The organism is Streptococcus oralis (assembly GCF_001075875.1).
In the GTDB taxonomy this organism is placed as follows: Bacteria; Bacillota; Bacilli; order Lactobacillales; family Streptococcaceae; genus Streptococcus; species Streptococcus oralis_I.
In genome coordinates this window covers 1-14806 of sequence record NZ_JUOS01000042.1, presented here as the reverse complement: position 1 = coordinate 14806, position 14806 = coordinate 1, and the positions used below count along the sequence as shown (strand labels likewise).

Genomic DNA, 14806 nt, shown 5'->3' with positions numbered 1-14806 from the left:
AATCGGTAATTCGTTAGAATTCGATTTCGTCGTCCCACCTCCGCACAGTTGAGTAGGGCTATAAAAGCTGATGAAATCAGCGTAGTAGAGCCCACTCAACCACTGCGTCTTGCTCGAAAATCCAAAGACAATTGAGAGGCTAGGACTTTTGTCCCAGCCTCTCCTCTACCAAGTTAAGTCTTCAATCATGCTTCTTACTTGTGAATCAAGAGTCTTATCCTTCTTCAGTTCTCCAACTAAAGTCTGAATCTTCCGGACTAGATTTGGATCAGTGTCATTATAGCATCGATGAAGCATCCAGATGTTATGCACAGTTGGACTTTTTAGAACTGACTCCATCAATAATTCCTCATAGCCTTGATGATAAAATCTCTCCACAAAGTGAACCAACTCACCTGGAGCTCCAAAATCTACTTCTGGATGCTTGGAAATAAAGTCTAAGACGGGGTCAACCAAATCAAAGGGTTGAGGGTAAGCCTCCATGGCATCTACAATCTCGTCTGCCAACTCAAATTCTTGGTCTTCAGTAATTGCATCATGCAAAGCAACTAACATATCATCTTTAGTAAGCATCTGATTCTCCTTTTCAACTTTTCCATATCATTATTCGTTTTTGAACTTCTTCTTCACTCATCAAACCTTGTTCGTAAGTAGTTTTCCAACTCCTTTTGGGATAAATCACTAGGAAGTTCAAACACATACTCATAACCTTCATCACAAAAGGAAACTTTCTCTTCAGGCGGAAACCATTTCCGAAGCCAGATGATATAGGAGGCATAATCTTGTAACCTGTTCGTTGAATCAAAGTAATCAATCACAAAAACATTTTTCTTGCTACTCAGTGAACTTTCCAAAGTAAGCTGAGGACTTTGATAATCCCAAGAAAGCGAGTAAGCTTTTTCAGGATTCGTCCTTTCTCTGATCAAAATACCTGGGAATTTTTCTCTCAAAGCAGTACAAAAGGCTTGTAAATCTAGGAATATGGGGTCTTTACTCTCAATAAAGACAAAATCAGCAGTACTCATCAGTCTCTCTCCTTCTTTTTAAAACTGAAAACAGACCTTAACCATCAATGGCAAAATTCTCCAGACTCTCAAATGCCTGACCCTGATAGTCAAAAGAAAAGATATGAATATCATCAAAAGTTTGATCGCAGAAAGTAACGGTTTGTCTTTCTGGCTCGATGATGGGTTTACCCAATTTTTCAGTAGCTTCTTCATCTGTCAAATACCCATAAAATTCTTGTAAATGAGGCAGTATAAATGCAAGAATACGAGATCTATTTTTATGGTAATTAGCTGCAAGCAACTGAGCTTCCACCTCATAATTTCCACTTGGTTTTTCTTCCCAAGCTACAAGAACATCATCTACTTCATGTAGGTAGGCTTGCAAGGACTGATCGAATATCATGGCTATTGTCCCTTCTATTCTATTTACAATAACAGAAAATAAAAATCACATAGATTGAGCTAAATGATTATCTAAAAGTATCTGGCATCATTCTTTTCACAATCCCATTTCTATCAATTAGAAAACAATCTGGAAAGGTCATCTGCTCCCATTTTTCATAATCAAAACTGGAATCAAAGTGATGTAGTAGTATTCCTATCAGATTCCCGTGTGAACTAAGTAAAATCGTTTTTTCTGAATATCTTTCTTCCAAGTCCTCTAACAAATCTAATATTCTCTTCAATGCTTCTCTATTAGACTCGCCTCCAATAAGAGATTTATCTGGATTTTGCCATAAATATTGAATTGTTTTTTCAAACTCAGTATCTTCAATAAATCTTGAGGATAATGTTCTTTCACGTAAACGATTATCAAGTACTATCTTATCAAATTGAACGGGAGAACTATTTACTGTCTCAAAAGCTCGCTTATAAGGGCTTGAAATAAAGTAATCTATTTTACAAGCATTTAAAAACTCCAACTGTTCAAGAGAAGAAAATCCTTTTTCCGACAATGTTCTATTAAAATCATCACTCGAGAATCTTGAATGAGCATGTCTAAGTACAATATAAGTGTTCTTCATAAAATGTCACCTCTCAATTATTGGCATCAGTTCAAAATAACTTTCTAAATCACAGTTAATCTGTTAAAAATTCTTCAATTCGAGAAACAAGTTCATTATTTTGATAATGATAGAGGTCATGTGGTGCATCCATATAGATGACTTGAACATTAGACTGTTCACTAGCAAATGTCTCTGCATAATGCTGCCATTCTGATTGGCTAAAACTAGTGCCTTCACCGTTAGACACCAGGAGTAAGGCTGGAATTTTCGGATTAATGCTAGAGGGAACTTTCTTGGCATTTTCCTTTACCGTTTGGGATTCATGAAGCATGGCATTTGACATCAACTGCTTATAAGCTAAAAGTTTATATTGTTGTCGTTCACTTTCTGTCAGAGTTTGATTTTTTATATAAAAGGCCTCAGGGAAATAGCGTAATAAACCAATCTTGCTGCTCCAATAGGCCACGGTAAGCAAGGCTTGATTGATCTTTAAATCCTCATAACTTGACGGCAGTGCCCAATCCAGACCAATCAAGGCTTTCACTTCATCTGGATACTTCTCTTGCCAAGCTAGACTCTCTAGACTAGCCATTGAATGTGATATGATGATAAATGGACCTGAAAGATTAGCCTGTGACAAGGCTTGACGAGTTTCAGAAAGAACCTGCATCACATCTCTGGATTGATTACTATCCTCACTATAACCATAGCCAGCTCTCTCGACTACGACAATTTTATATTTTTTTGATAGGGAATCTGTTAGATTCTTAAAGTCTAATATAGGTGAAGCAATACCTGCACCTGAAAGAAATACTATCGTCTCAGATCCTTCACCTTGAACGTAAACATTCATTTGATGACCATTTACTTCGACTTTTTGACCGATAGGTGTTAAGAATTCATTTTCCTTTTGTAAACTGATTCTGTGATAGAAAAATGTAGCTACTAAAAAGAAGACAAGGAAACTAAGAAAGACAAGGGCAGGTTTCTTTAGTATTTTCATAGCATTATTGTACAAAAATTAGACTCTTTTAGCAACTTTAGGATGGTTCTTCTAGTCTATAACCTCTATAAATCCAACACAAAAAACCCACCCAATGGGCAGGTTCTTTCAGTATAGTTCAGCTAGATTAAGCTTTACCTTCTGAACCGAATACGTCGATACGTTCTTCAACTGATGCTTGGATAGCTTTTACACCGTCAGCCAAGAATTTACGTGGGTCGAAGAGTTTTTTCTTGTCGTATTCTGCTTCGTTTGCTTCGTAGTCACGAGCAAATTTACGAGTTGCGTTAGCGAATGCGATTTGGCATTCAGTGTTAACGTTAACTTTAGCAACACCAAGTTTGATAGCTGCTTGGATTTGGTCATCAGGAATACCTGATCCACCGTGCAATACGATTGGGAATCCTGGTACAGCTTCAGTCAATTTTTGCAAGTGGTCAAGGTGAAGACCTTTCCAGTTTGCTGGGTAAGGACCGTGGATGTTACCGATACCAGCTGCCAAGAAGTCGATACCAGTTGCAACCATTGCTTTAGCGTCTTCAATTGGAGCCAATTCACCATCACCGATGATTCCGTCTTCTTCACCACCGATAGTTCCAACTTCAGCTTCTACTGATACACCATTTGCGTGAGCAAATTCTACAACTTTACGAGCTTTTTCAAGGTTTTCTTCAACTGGAAGGTGTGAACCGTCAAACATAACTGAAGTATAACCAACTTGAATACACTCAAGTGCATCTTCGTAGTGACCGTGGTCAAGGTGGATAGCTACTGGTACAGTGATACCCATTGATTCAACAAGGTTAGCGATCAAGTTGCGAGCAACTTTGTAACCACCCATGTATTTAGCAGCACCCATTGAAGTTTGGATCAAAACTGGAGCTTTTTTAGCTTCTGCTGCGCGCAAGATAGCTTGAGTCCACTCAAGGTTGTTTGTGTTAAATCCACCAACTGCATAACCGTTGTCACGAGCTGCTTGGACAAATTTTTCTGCTGAAACGATTGCCATTTTATCAGGCCTCCTGTATATTTTTATGGGACATCCCATTTACATTGTTCATTTTATCACTTTTTAGCAAAAAAAGCTAGTTTTTCCCGTAGTTTCGATTGAATTTCTTCTATTTTTAGATATGTAAACCTTTTCCCACTTGGTCTAATCCTTGTTCTGAGGCAGGTTCATGTAAAATAGCAAGTGGTCGTTATATCTTTCGAAACGATAGTCGATTTCTTCATTTTCTAATAAACTTTTGACTACGAAGAGTCCCAATCCAGCTCCCTTACTTTGTCGACTAGAAGCCGTAAAGGATTGTTCAAATTTATCTTGTTCCTCAAGTGTACAACTATTCTCAATAAATATCCAGCCATCCTTATCACCGATTTTGAGATAGCCACCTTGGATAGAATGCTTCACCGCATTACTGATAAGATTTGAAAGAATCAGCTTGAGTACAGAAGAATTTAGATAAGTTTGTTGGTTAGTCAGTTGATTGTCTACAGTGATTTCTCTCTCTTTGGCTAATAAGTCATAGTCCTGCAATAGGAGATTTGTCATCTCCAGAAGGTTGATTTCTTCCTTCTTATCTCGCAATTCCTGCACTGAAGAAAGGGATAGGATTTGCTGAACATGATGATTCAAATCATCTACGATACCCAAAGAAACTCCCAGGTAATAGTCACGGTCTTTGTAGCGTCCAATATTGGCTTGCATATTTTCCAGAAGGATTTTTAGACTAGCTAGAGGTGTTTTCAGTTCATGGGAAGCTCCTCGTAAAAACTCCACCTTCATCTTTTCTAACTGGAGTATGGCCTCGTTTTTCTCATGTAAGTCCTCAATAACCGTCAAAAGATGCTGATAGAGGCTATTGATTTGTTCCTTGAGATCCCCAATCTCATCCTTGGAATCCACGCGCAACCGTACTTGAGCATCCAAGTCCATCATCCGTCGAGTTACTCGTTTGATTTCCAATATCGGAGCTACGATTGTTCTCGCATAGATATAAGCAATCAGGAGTGAAATCAGAAAGGAAGCTAATAGTGTGTAGGGCAGAAATTGCAGGCTCATATCTTCTGCTTCTTTCTGCAAATCCATAGAAGCAATAAACTGTAAGGTCAAGGTCTGACCATCTTTAGATTGGACTTCTCTTTCCTCAATGACCAAAGAAGCCGTCTGTCGTTCTTTATCAATGGGAAGATTGTCCTTGACCTCCAACTTATCCTGGGTCATTTCACCCTTGATGGTTCCCTTTATATCACTACTTTGAGAATAAAGTTCAAGGACTTCCTGGATAGTTTGACTGTCTTTTCCTTGGAGGGTTTGAGCAATTTCTGTTGCCTTCTGTCCGATACTTTCCTGACGGTGACTGAGATAGGTTGAAGGAAAGAGGAAATAAATGGCCAAATGCAAACAAATGACCAAGGTAGAAAATACCGAAAAGGTATAAATAAATATCTTTTTAAATAAACCTGAACGTCTCATTTTCTCTCCAATTTATAACCAACATTGCGCACGGTAAGAATACAATCTAGATCCAATTTTTTTCGTAATTCCTTGATATAGACATCGATAACACGGTCAAAAGGTACCTCATCTGTCAATTTCCATACAGCGTCGATGATTTGCGCTCGAGTTAATGCTTTACCTTCATTTTTGACCAGATAATCTAAGATTTCCAGTTCTTTTGCATTCACAGGAACATCTTTCCCCGCTACACTAGCTCTATAACTGTCAAAATCGACCTTGGTATCCTTATAGGTAAAGCTACGACTTGCATCATAATAACGCTTGAAAATAGCATCCACTCGTACTTTTAACAAAGATAGAGAAAAAGGCTTTTCCAAATAACCATCAGCTAATGCAGCAAAGGCACTCATCTTATATTCTTCGTCCTGAAAAGCTGTCAACATCAAGACCGGAACTTGGCTAGTCTTACGGATTTCTGACAATACTTCTAAACCATTGAGTTTCGGCATTTGAATATCTAAGAGAACCAGGGCAACTTGGTGATGAAAAAATTGTTCTAAGGCCTCAAGGCCATCTGCTGCCTGAATGGTTTCATAGCCACAATCCGTCAAATAGTCACTAATTCCCTCACGAATCATGTCTTCATCTTCTACAATTAGAATTTTCATATAAATCCTTTTCTATCAAAAATGCTACCTATATTATATCTCATTTGAGTGAGAATAGGTAGCAGGTTTTTTATTCACTATCTATCAAAAGTTCTTTTGGTTGTTTAAAGAGGAGATTGCTGGAAGCAAGTGCCATAACTAGTACCACTAGAACTAATCCAAGTACAAAAACGATAGCAAAGTCTGATGGTTGAATGGAAATATCGAGACTAGAAAGTGTTTTGCTAAAGCCGTCAACTTCTGCACCACCACCAAGATTGGAAGCTTGGGCTGCCTTACTTGCCTGCTTGGCCACATCTGATGTGACATTGGCTAGAACTGTATTCCCAATTGCTCGAGCAGTATAGTTGGCTAGGAAGTAAGCTGAAATTAGTGCTGGAATAGCAATCATAACCGCTTCTGTGATAAATTGTCCTAGAATACTTGCTTGTTTTAGACCAATTGAAAGGAGAATTCCAACCTCTTTACGACGGGCGTTAATCCATAGTGTCAATAAGAGAGCCAGTAGAAGAACAGAGAAGCTCAAGCTACCCCAGAAGAGAAGATTAGCCATCTTGTACATGCCTGAGATAGATTGTTCAAGGGCAGGATAGTTAGATGAACTCTTAATCAAGCTATACATCTTCCAGTTGATGCCGTTGATAGATCCTAATTCTTGCATGACACTATCTAGGTTCTTATCCCCAGCTACAAAGAAGGTAGCATCTCCATAAATAGCTGTATCTTCTGTATAACCATAGAGTTGGGCTGCTGTGTGAATATCTGTGATAGCTGTATTCTCATACAGTTCTTGTGAGTAGGTCACAGCAGATTTGTTGTGTCCATCAAAAAGTCCTTTGATAGTGACTTCTACTGTTTCCTTAGCTCCTTTCTCATTATCGGCATCGTAGATATTGGAGTTGAGTTTAACCTTATCTCCTACCTTCCATCCATGCTTTTCTGCCAAATCTTTATGCATGAGAATCTGGTACTTGTCGTCATTGGTTAAATGCTCACCTTCGACCAGTTTGTAAGAGCCTGATACAAATTTATCTTCCTTAGAAGAGTCATTGACACCTGTTATCATCAAACTACTACCAAAACGTTGAGCTCGATCTGCCGTTAGATTTTTCTTGGTTTCAGGCGTTTCAATCAGTTCATAACCTGTCAAATCACCGATAGCATTGATCCGTTTAATATAGGATTCAATGGCCTTATTCTCAGTAATTTTTTTGATATCTTCACCCTTGATATTCCCAGCACCACGTGGAGTTCCTTGATTGACTCTACGATTGATTTGCATGGAGAAACTATTGGTGATATTTTTAAAGGTTTCTTGAGAAGCCTTGGCTGTCGCTCCCTTGATAGACAAGCCGACCAAACTCAAACTAGCCATCAAGAGAATGATAAGAAAGATCACAATAGACTTAAAAAATTTTCTTGTGACATAGGCAAATGCGTTGTGTAACATAAGATTCCTTTCTAGATTTACTTCCGTTTTTAATATGTTTAAAAGTTTTAGTTACTGTTTGTTCTTGTTTCAGTCAATTTCTTATTCTTCAATTCCAGTGTAATATCTGATGCTTGTGCTACTTCCTTGCTGTGGGTCACAACGATTACACACTTGCCTGTTTTCTCAGCAAGAGATTTGAGCAGGTCAATAATATCTCCAGCAGTCTTAGGATCCAAGTTTCCTGTTGGTTCATCCGCTAAAATCACTGGTGCTTCCGATACAAGGCTACGAGCAATGGCAACACGTTGTTGTTGTCCACCTGATAATTGGAGAACATTCCTCTTGATTTGACTTTCATCTAAACCAAGTTCAAGAAGAGTATCCTTGCTAGCTTTTTTATTAACCAAGCGGATATTTTCCAATGGAGAAAGATAATCAATCAAGTTATAGTTTTGGAAAACCAAAGAGATATGGTGCATGCGATGATAAGAATAACCTTGTTCACGAATATCCTTGCCTTCGAATAGGATAGCACCTTCGACTGGGCTATCAAGTCCTGCTAATAGAGATAAGAGTGTTGACTTCCCAGCTCCTGATTCTCCTATAATACTATAAAACTTGCCAGGTTCAAAATCGTAATTGATTTTATATAATACTGCTTCTGCAGTGTTCTTGTAACGATAAGTAAGATCTTGTAATTGTAGTAAAGTCATGATTTCTCCTTTATTAACTGATGGATGATAAAATTTCTTTCGGTGATTTTCTAAATAAAAATAGGAAACAAAGTGCAACTGACAAGCAGCTGATTATAAGTAGGAAGATATAAGATTCTCCAAATGATAGAAGACTTGTTGAAAGATTCGTTGCTTTTGCCAGAGTATCTTGTAGTGCAACTTGGTCACCACTTGCTAGTACAGTCTTCAAGAGATAGGAAGTAATGGCATTCCCAGCCACAAATGCAGGCAGAATAGATGCCAATGAAACTATGATGACTTCCAGGCAGAATTGGCTAAAGATTGCTCCTTTTCCCTTACCTAGTGCCAATAAAATACCAACCTCGTAGACTCGCTCTCGTAACCAAAGGGACAATACCAAGACCAGCGCTCCTACACCAGCGATCATCATGCCATAGAGGAAAATCTGTAGGAAGGTTTGGAAGGTCGAAACCGAATCCTTGATTTGTTCAAAGGCCTTATTTTCCTTTTCAACTTGATAACCTTGGTTTTCCAGGGATAACTTTTCAACCTCTTGAATGATACTATCCATATCTTTTGGATTTTCTAGATAGAAACGAGCGGCAGTAACTTGAGCTTCCTTATTTCCAAGAAGAGTTTGGCTACTTTCGTAGTCTGTATAGACCGTGTTTTCACTAAAATCTGACGAAAGACCAGTGAATTTCTCTTGCTTCTTACCTGAGAAAATACCCACGATTTCATAGTCTTGATTTTGTCCACTATTTCCTTCAACTTGAGCAGGATTTAAGCTAATCTTATCTCCTAGCTTTAGATTATTTTTCTTGGCTAAATCTTCGTGGACTAAGATTTTTTTACGATCCCCTTTTTCGATATGTCTTCCTTCTTTAAGGGTAAAGGCGGAACTTGTAAAAGAAACATCCTTGGAAGAGTCTCCTAATGCAATCAAACTGATAAGATTTTTTTCAGCCTCTGTCAAATCATCCCTTTGGATACTTTGCTCTCCAGTGACGACTTCTTTGTCAGTCAACTTAGCTATTGTTTCAAGCTCTGGAGAAATCTCCTCAAGACCCTTTATCTTTTTAAGGTCATCTAGTTGAGACAGTTGAAAGGTCTGATCTGCTTCTATTCTTTTAATAGAAAAAGACGTATTCAATGAGCGATAGAGATTATTTTCTACTGTTTTGTTGGACTTCATGAGCGTCAAACAAGCTGATATTCCAGCCAATAAGACAAATAGAATCAGGAATAATATGAGACTTCTCAGTCGTTTTCTGCTGACGTAAGCCCAAGCTCTTTGAGTGGGATTCATATAGCACCTCCATATTTGTAAGACTATTATAATATCCAAATATGAAATGTTTATGAAATCACAAAAAAAGAGCAAAATCTTTGCCCTTGTTTATATAAAAATAAAGAGCTAGCCGAAGCTAACTCTTTTCCTATGCGGAGAGAGGGACTTGAACCCTCACGACCTAAAGCGGTCACAGGATCCTTAGTCCTGCGCGTCTGCCAATTCCGCCATCCCCGCGTCGATTACTTTACTAGTATATCAACTTTCACAAACTTTGTCAACACTTTTTTCAGATTTTTTTCAGTTTTTTTGAATACATTATTCTTTGATTTCAACTAGATTTTCATCAAGAAGTTTCGCTCCTAATGTATTCTTAAAATGTCCAAGAGCAAACTGGTGGTTTTCAGGCCAAATGGATGCGACTGCCGGCTTGACAACTTCTATCTGATACCCAAGATTATAGGCATCGATAGCCGTATGCAAGACACAAATATCTGTAAGAACACCTGTTAAGATAACTGTATCCACGCGACGCTCTCTCAGACGGATATCCAAATCTGTGCCAGAAAAAGCCGAATAGTGACGCTTGTCCATCCAGAAAACACGACTATCGCCAGCATATTCCTGATAGAACTCGGCTAACTTACCATATAGATTACGCCCACTAGTCCCAATCAGATTATGAGGGGGAAATAGTTTACTTTCTGGATGAAAGACATCATTTTCCTCATGAGCATCAATGGTAAAGAAAATATAATCTCCACGGTCAAATGCTAATCTAGTCACCTGATTGATCGCTTCTGATATTGCTTGAGCAGGAGCTCCAGCTGTCAATTTTCCATAATCCGCTACAAAATCTTCTGTATAGTCAATCGAAATTAAAGCCTTAGCCATTAATAGTCCCTCTTTTTCACTTCTTCAAAAATATCTGGGATTAAAACTTTTAGATAAGTTCCCTTCATACCCAATGAACGACTTTCAATAATCCCTGCTGATTCGAGCTTCCGAAGAGCATTGACAATCACTGAACGAGTAATACCGATGCGATCTGCGATAACTGAAGCTGTCAATTGTCCTTCTTTGCCATCTAGTTCTGCTAAAATCGCAGAGACAGCACGCAATTCAGAATATGATAGTGTATTGACCGCCATAGTCACTGCTGTGCGACGGCGGATATTTTTCTCATCTTCTTCACGTTGGAAGTTCAAAAGCTGAATACCAACCACCGTGCTGGCAATCTCAACAAGGATCAAATCCTCATCTTCGAATTTCTTGTCATTTCGCCAAATAATCAAAGAACCCAAGCGAATCCCAGAAACGTGGATTGGAGCAATAGTTGTTAAACCATCTGGGAAGTCTGAGCGACTTTCAGTTGGGAAAATAGTCAAATCATGTTCCACAGGGAGGTTGGCCTCCGTATCGTAGATCATATTTGCCCCTTGGATATAGTCCTCAGGGAAAATCTTTGTTTGGAAGAACTGCTCTACACGATCGGTGTTTGTTTTATAGCGCATAAAGTAGCCCAACAAACGCCCCTTGCTATTGACGATACAAGCATTGCAGTCGATGATATCGGCTAATTGGCGTGTGATGGCATTATATGGAAGATCATCTTGTAATTTCTCCTCCGCACGCTTCAGGATAGACGTAATTTTTCTCGTTTTTTCTAATAAATGTGCCATTTTTCACCTCGTATTTAATCGCTTCCATTATATCATAAATTGATCATTATTTCAATAATTATCTGAAAATTGTTTATTGAATTGCAATTCATGACTGTTCGAAAATTTTTACTAGTTTTTTCTAATTTTCTTGTTGACAGGTTCCTAAATTTTTGATAATATAATATTACAAGATAACAAATATATAGATATGACTTCTAGTATTGATTTTTACGTAACTCTCGGTCTCCTTATATATAAAAAGCGATTCACAAAGTGAACCGTTTTTTTTTATTATTTATCACCCTTGTTACGGATTACAAAACCAGTTTTCTTCTCGCTTGAAGTATTGCGTGGTTTTTTATTATCCTTACGGTAACGTTTTTCCTTCTCAAAGCGGTCGTTTTTGCGACTGCCTTTTTTGAAATCATCCCGACGTTCACCACGACGATTGTCACGACGGCGTTCACGATCACGACGGTCATCTCCACGACGACCTCCCTTACCTTTCCCACCAAAGCCATTACCTGATGGTTTAAACGGCAGTGGTTTTTCACGTGCAATCTCAACTTCTGGAAGACTATCTGGATCCTGAACTGTTAAGCTAAGAATGTACATAGCCAATTCTTCAGGAGTGAATTCTGAGGCTAATTGACGAGCATCCTTGCCAAACTTCTCAAAGTTACTACGAATCTCCTCATTCGCAAAATCACGTTCAATTTTCTTAAGTGCAACCTGCTTCTTAGCTTGAAAGGCTTCTTCTGCACTTGCAGGTTTGAGACCTTTCATACGTTTCTTAGTCAAGTTCTCAATGATTTGGAGGTAACCCATTTCATTAGGTGAAACGAAGGTAATAGACTGACCTGACTTACCTGCACGCCCTGTACGGCCGATACGGTGAACATAACTCTCAGGGTCTTGAGGAATATCGTAGTTATAGACATGAGTCACACCTGAAATATCCAAACCACGAGCAGCCACGTCTGTTGCAACTAAGACATCAAGGTTGCCATTTTTAAAATCACGAAGGACACGAAGACGTTTGTTTTGGTCCAAATCCCCATGAATCCCTTCTGCACGGAAACCACGGATTTTAAGCCCACGAGTCAACTCATCCACACGACGTTTAGTACGACCGAAGACGATTGACAACTCAGGTTGATCAACATCCATAAGACGAGTCATGGTGTCGAATTTTTCTTGTTCCTTAACGCGGATATAGTACTGGTCTACCAGTTCTGTTGTTAATTCTTTAGCAGCAATCTTCACATGCTCAGGTTCTTTCATGAACTGAACACCAATACGTTTGATAGCATCTGGCATAGTTGCTGAAAAGAGCAAGGTTTGACGATTTTCTGGGACACGAGAGATGATGGCTTCGATGTCTTCAAGGAATCCCATGTTGAGCATCTCATCTGCTTCGTCAAGGATGAGAGTTTCAATGTCCTGCAATTTCAAGGCCTTGCGTTTAATCAAGTCTAGGAGACGACCAGGCGTTCCAACTACGATATGCGCACCTGATTTAAGAGCCTTAATTTGTTTTTCAATGCTTGATCCACCATATACTGAGCGGACTTTGACTCCCTTGCTTCGACCAAAGCGGAAGAGTTCTTCCTGACTTTGCACAGCTAGTTCACGAGTTGGGGCAATGACCAAAGCTTGAATGGTTCCTTCTTCTGTACGAATTTTCTCAAGGGTTGGCAAGCCAAAGGCTGCAGTTTTCCCTGTACCTGTTTGAGCTTGACCGATAACATCTTTCCCTTCAAGAGCCAAAGGAATGGTTTGCTCTTGGATAGGACTTGCTTCTACAAATCCTGCTTTTTCGATTTCTGCCAATAAATCAGCAGAAAGATTAAATTCATTAAATTTCACGTTATTCTTCTTTCTAAAGATGGTGCGAAGCCATCCTATAGCGCTTAGTTTATACTTTTCTTGTCATGACGTACTTTCATATTTTTTATGAAAGACCGTGTTGCTTCTTTTCCACTAAAGAAAAGTACTGCTTTTTTGCAACTTATCTAGTATAACACAAGAGAGGGTCAAAAGATAGTCTAACCTCCTGATTAAATCATGTAAACGATTTTCTTTCGATTTGCTTCACTCAAAAAGTATTTGTTAGAGCATTCGGTTCCTGAAACTATTTTCCGTAGCAGATTTGTGCAAAAGTTTTTTTCTTGTGCTAGAATGAAATTCGAACAGGAGGAATAAAAATGTTAACATACGATTTAATTGTAATTGGATTTGGTAAAGCCGGTAAGACTTTGGCTGCTAAGATGAATGCGGCTGGTAAGAAAGTTGCTGTCATCGAGCGCAGTAAAGCGATGTATGGTGGTATTTGCATTAATTTTGCTTGTATCCCAACCAAGACTATGATTGTAGCAGCTGAAAAGGGCTGGTCATTTGACGATACCATGAAAGAGCGTGGTGCGGTGACTGGTCGTCTTAACGCTAAGAATTATAAAATGTTGGCAGACAATGGCGTTGATGTCATTGATGCAGAGGCACATTTCGTGTCAAATAAGGTCATCGAAGTAGTGGCTGGTGATGACCGCCAAGAGCTTACGGCTGAAACTATTGTCATCAATACAGGTGCTGTGTCTAATGTCTTGCCGATTCCTGGGTTGACAACAACTGAGCATGTCTACGATTCAACTGGTATTCAAACCCTTGAAGCCTTGCCAAAACGTTTAGGTGTCTTAGGTGGTGGTAATATCGGTCTTGAATTTGCTGGCCTTTATAACCGTTTGGGTAGCCAAGTGACTGTCTTGGATGCAGCGACTAGCTTCTTGCCACGTGTGGAGCCATCTATTGCTAAGTTGGCTAAGGAATACATGGAAGAGGACGGCATTGTCTTTGAGCAAGGTGTTAAAACTTCCGAAGTTAAGAATGACGGTGATGAAGTTGTCGTTGTTACTGATAAAGGAGACTTCCGTTTTGATGCACTCCTTTATGCGACAGGACGCAAGCCTAATATTGAACCTCTTCACTTGGAAAACACCGATATTGCCTTGACTGAGCGTGGTGGTATCCAGGTTAATAAGCATTTGGAAACAAGCGTTCCAGGTGTCTTTGCAGTAGGTGATGTCAATGGTGGTCTTCAATTCACTTATATTTCATTAGATGATTTCCGTATTGTCTTTAATTACTTGACAGGGGATGGTAGCTATAATCTTGAAACACGTGGAGCTGTTCCAACCGCTATGTTCCTCAACCCACCTTTGGCACAAGTTGGTCTTACTGAAGACCAAGCCAGAGCAGCAGGTGGACCAGTTGCTGTCAAGGAACTTCCAGTTGCTGGCATGCCTCGTGGTCATGTTAATGGCGATTTGCGTGGTGCCTTCAAAGCTGTGGTAAACCCTGAAACTAAGGAAATCTTGGGTGTGACCCTCTTTGGTCAAGAATCTCATGAAATTATCAATTTGATTACTCTTGCTATGAACCATCATATCCCATACACAGATTTGGCTAAACAAATCTTTACTCACCCAACTATGGCTGAGAACCTAAACGATTTGTTTGCGATTTAATACTCTTCGAAAATCAAATTCAAACCACGTCAGCTTCACCTTGCCGTACTCAAG

At 39.2% G+C, this 14806-nt stretch carries 15 protein-coding genes and 1 tRNA gene; 1 reads left to right on the top strand and 15 read right to left on the bottom strand.

Annotation, left to right across the window (positions count from 1 at the left end; all coding sequences use genetic code 11):
• Window positions 1-165: 165 nt before the first annotated feature.
• From ADM33_RS02975 to ADM33_RS02905, 15 genes are all read right to left on the bottom strand, one after another.
• On the bottom strand, window positions 166-573 hold the full coding sequence (locus ADM33_RS02975; protein WP_049503109.1) for a hypothetical protein: 408 nt from the start codon (window positions 571-573) through the stop codon (window positions 166-168).
• Between the two features lie 53 nt (window positions 574-626).
• Window positions 627-1025, bottom strand: a complete 399-nt coding sequence (locus ADM33_RS02970; RefSeq protein ID WP_021154464.1) for a hypothetical protein — start codon at window positions 1023-1025, stop codon at window positions 627-629.
• Between the two features lie 37 nt (window positions 1026-1062).
• Entirely contained in the window at window positions 1063-1410 is a 348-nt protein-coding gene (locus ADM33_RS02965; protein WP_049503108.1) for a hypothetical protein, read from the bottom strand.
• Window positions 1411-1477: 67 nt separating this feature from the next.
• Window positions 1478-2032, bottom strand: coding sequence for a histidine phosphatase family protein (locus ADM33_RS02960; protein WP_049503107.1), 555 nt, complete (start codon window positions 2030-2032; stop codon window positions 1478-1480).
• Between the two features lie 55 nt (window positions 2033-2087).
• Window positions 2088-3017: an alpha/beta hydrolase gene (locus tag ADM33_RS02955; RefSeq protein WP_049503110.1), complete on the bottom strand. Its 930-nt coding sequence runs from the start codon at window positions 3015-3017 to the stop codon at window positions 2088-2090.
• A gap of 127 nt (window positions 3018-3144) precedes the next feature.
• On the bottom strand, window positions 3145-4026 hold the full coding sequence (locus ADM33_RS02950) for a class II fructose-bisphosphate aldolase (RefSeq protein ID WP_001019005.1): 882 nt from the start codon (window positions 4024-4026) through the stop codon (window positions 3145-3147).
• Between the two features lie 144 nt (window positions 4027-4170).
• On the bottom strand, window positions 4171-5493 hold the full coding sequence (gene vncS / locus ADM33_RS02945) for a sensor histidine kinase VncS (RefSeq protein ID WP_049503106.1): 1323 nt from the start codon (window positions 5491-5493) through the stop codon (window positions 4171-4173).
• Entirely contained in the window at window positions 5490-6146 is a 657-nt protein-coding gene (locus ADM33_RS02940; RefSeq protein WP_049503105.1) for a response regulator transcription factor, read from the bottom strand. Before ADM33_RS02940 ends, vncS begins: the two co-directional genes overlap by 4 nt.
• A 70-nt stretch (window positions 6147-6216) precedes the next feature.
• Window positions 6217-7596 carry an ABC transporter permease subunit Vex3 gene (vex3, locus tag ADM33_RS02935; RefSeq protein ID WP_049503104.1) on the bottom strand — a complete coding sequence of 460 codons (1380 nt, stop codon included), beginning with the start codon at window positions 7594-7596 and terminating at the stop codon, window positions 6217-6219.
• Window positions 7597-7643: 47 nt separating this feature from the next.
• Window positions 7644-8291 carry an ABC transporter ATP-binding subunit Vex2 gene (vex2, locus tag ADM33_RS02930; protein ID WP_049503103.1) on the bottom strand — a complete coding sequence of 216 codons (648 nt, stop codon included), beginning with the start codon at window positions 8289-8291 and terminating at the stop codon, window positions 7644-7646.
• A gap of 13 nt (window positions 8292-8304) precedes the next feature.
• Window positions 8305-9582, bottom strand: coding sequence for an ABC transporter permease (locus ADM33_RS02925; RefSeq protein WP_049503102.1), 1278 nt, complete (start codon window positions 9580-9582; stop codon window positions 8305-8307).
• 133 nt (window positions 9583-9715) lie between these two features.
• A tRNA-Leu gene (locus ADM33_RS02920) sits at window positions 9716-9801 on the bottom strand.
• A gap of 81 nt (window positions 9802-9882) precedes the next feature.
• Window positions 9883-10458 (bottom strand): cysteine hydrolase family protein, encoded by a 576-nt coding sequence (locus ADM33_RS02915; protein ID WP_045763841.1) that lies wholly within the window; start codon window positions 10456-10458, stop codon window positions 9883-9885.
• Window positions 10458-11246: a GTP-sensing pleiotropic transcriptional regulator CodY gene (gene codY / locus ADM33_RS02910; protein ID WP_049503101.1), complete on the bottom strand. Its 789-nt coding sequence runs from the start codon at window positions 11244-11246 to the stop codon at window positions 10458-10460. The genes ADM33_RS02915 and codY overlap by 1 nt, the downstream gene beginning before the upstream one ends.
• 273 nt (window positions 11247-11519) lie before the next feature.
• Entirely contained in the window at window positions 11520-13097 is a 1578-nt protein-coding gene (locus ADM33_RS02905) for a DEAD/DEAH box helicase (protein ID WP_049503100.1), read from the bottom strand.
• Between the two features lie 338 nt (window positions 13098-13435).
• Between ADM33_RS02905 and ADM33_RS02900 the strand changes: the two genes are divergently transcribed.
• Window positions 13436-14752: an FAD-containing oxidoreductase gene (locus ADM33_RS02900; protein WP_049503099.1), complete on the top strand. Its 1317-nt coding sequence runs from the start codon at window positions 13436-13438 to the stop codon at window positions 14750-14752.
• The last annotated feature ends 54 nt before the right edge of the window (window positions 14753-14806 follow it).

Excerpts from the sequence above, each read along its gene's own strand:
- codY (WP_049503101.1), bottom strand. The coding sequence starts at position 11,246 with ATGGCACATTTATTAGAAAAAACGAGAAAAATTACGTCTATCCTGAAG.
- ADM33_RS02900 (WP_049503099.1), top strand. The coding sequence starts at position 13,436 with ATGTTAACATACGATTTAATTGTAATTGGATTTGGTAAAGCCGGTAAG.
- ADM33_RS02915 (WP_045763841.1), bottom strand. The coding sequence starts at position 10,458 with ATGGCTAAGGCTTTAATTTCGATTGACTATACAGAAGATTTTGTAGCG.
- ADM33_RS02965 (WP_049503108.1), bottom strand. The coding sequence starts at position 1,410 with ATGATATTCGATCAGTCCTTGCAAGCCTACCTACATGAAGTAGATGAT.
- ADM33_RS02955 (WP_049503110.1), bottom strand. The coding sequence starts at position 3,017 with ATGAAAATACTAAAGAAACCTGCCCTTGTCTTTCTTAGTTTCCTTGTC.
- ADM33_RS02940 (WP_049503105.1), bottom strand. The coding sequence starts at position 6,146 with ATGAAAATTCTAATTGTAGAAGATGAAGACATGATTCGTGAGGGAATT.
- vex3 (WP_049503104.1), bottom strand. The coding sequence starts at position 7,596 with ATGTTACACAACGCATTTGCCTATGTCACAAGAAAATTTTTTAAGTCT.
- ADM33_RS02925 (WP_049503102.1), bottom strand. The coding sequence starts at position 9,582 with ATGAATCCCACTCAAAGAGCTTGGGCTTACGTCAGCAGAAAACGACTG.
- ADM33_RS02970 (WP_021154464.1), bottom strand. The coding sequence starts at position 1,025 with ATGAGTACTGCTGATTTTGTCTTTATTGAGAGTAAAGACCCCATATTC.
- vncS (WP_049503106.1), bottom strand. The coding sequence starts at position 5,493 with ATGAGACGTTCAGGTTTATTTAAAAAGATATTTATTTATACCTTTTCG.
- vex2 (WP_049503103.1), bottom strand. The coding sequence starts at position 8,291 with ATGACTTTACTACAATTACAAGATCTTACTTATCGTTACAAGAACACT.
- ADM33_RS02975 (WP_049503109.1), bottom strand. The coding sequence starts at position 573 with ATGCTTACTAAAGATGATATGTTAGTTGCTTTGCATGATGCAATTACT.
- ADM33_RS02950 (WP_001019005.1), bottom strand. The coding sequence starts at position 4,026 with ATGGCAATCGTTTCAGCAGAAAAATTTGTCCAAGCAGCTCGTGACAAC.
- ADM33_RS02960 (WP_049503107.1), bottom strand. The coding sequence starts at position 2,032 with ATGAAGAACACTTATATTGTACTTAGACATGCTCATTCAAGATTCTCG.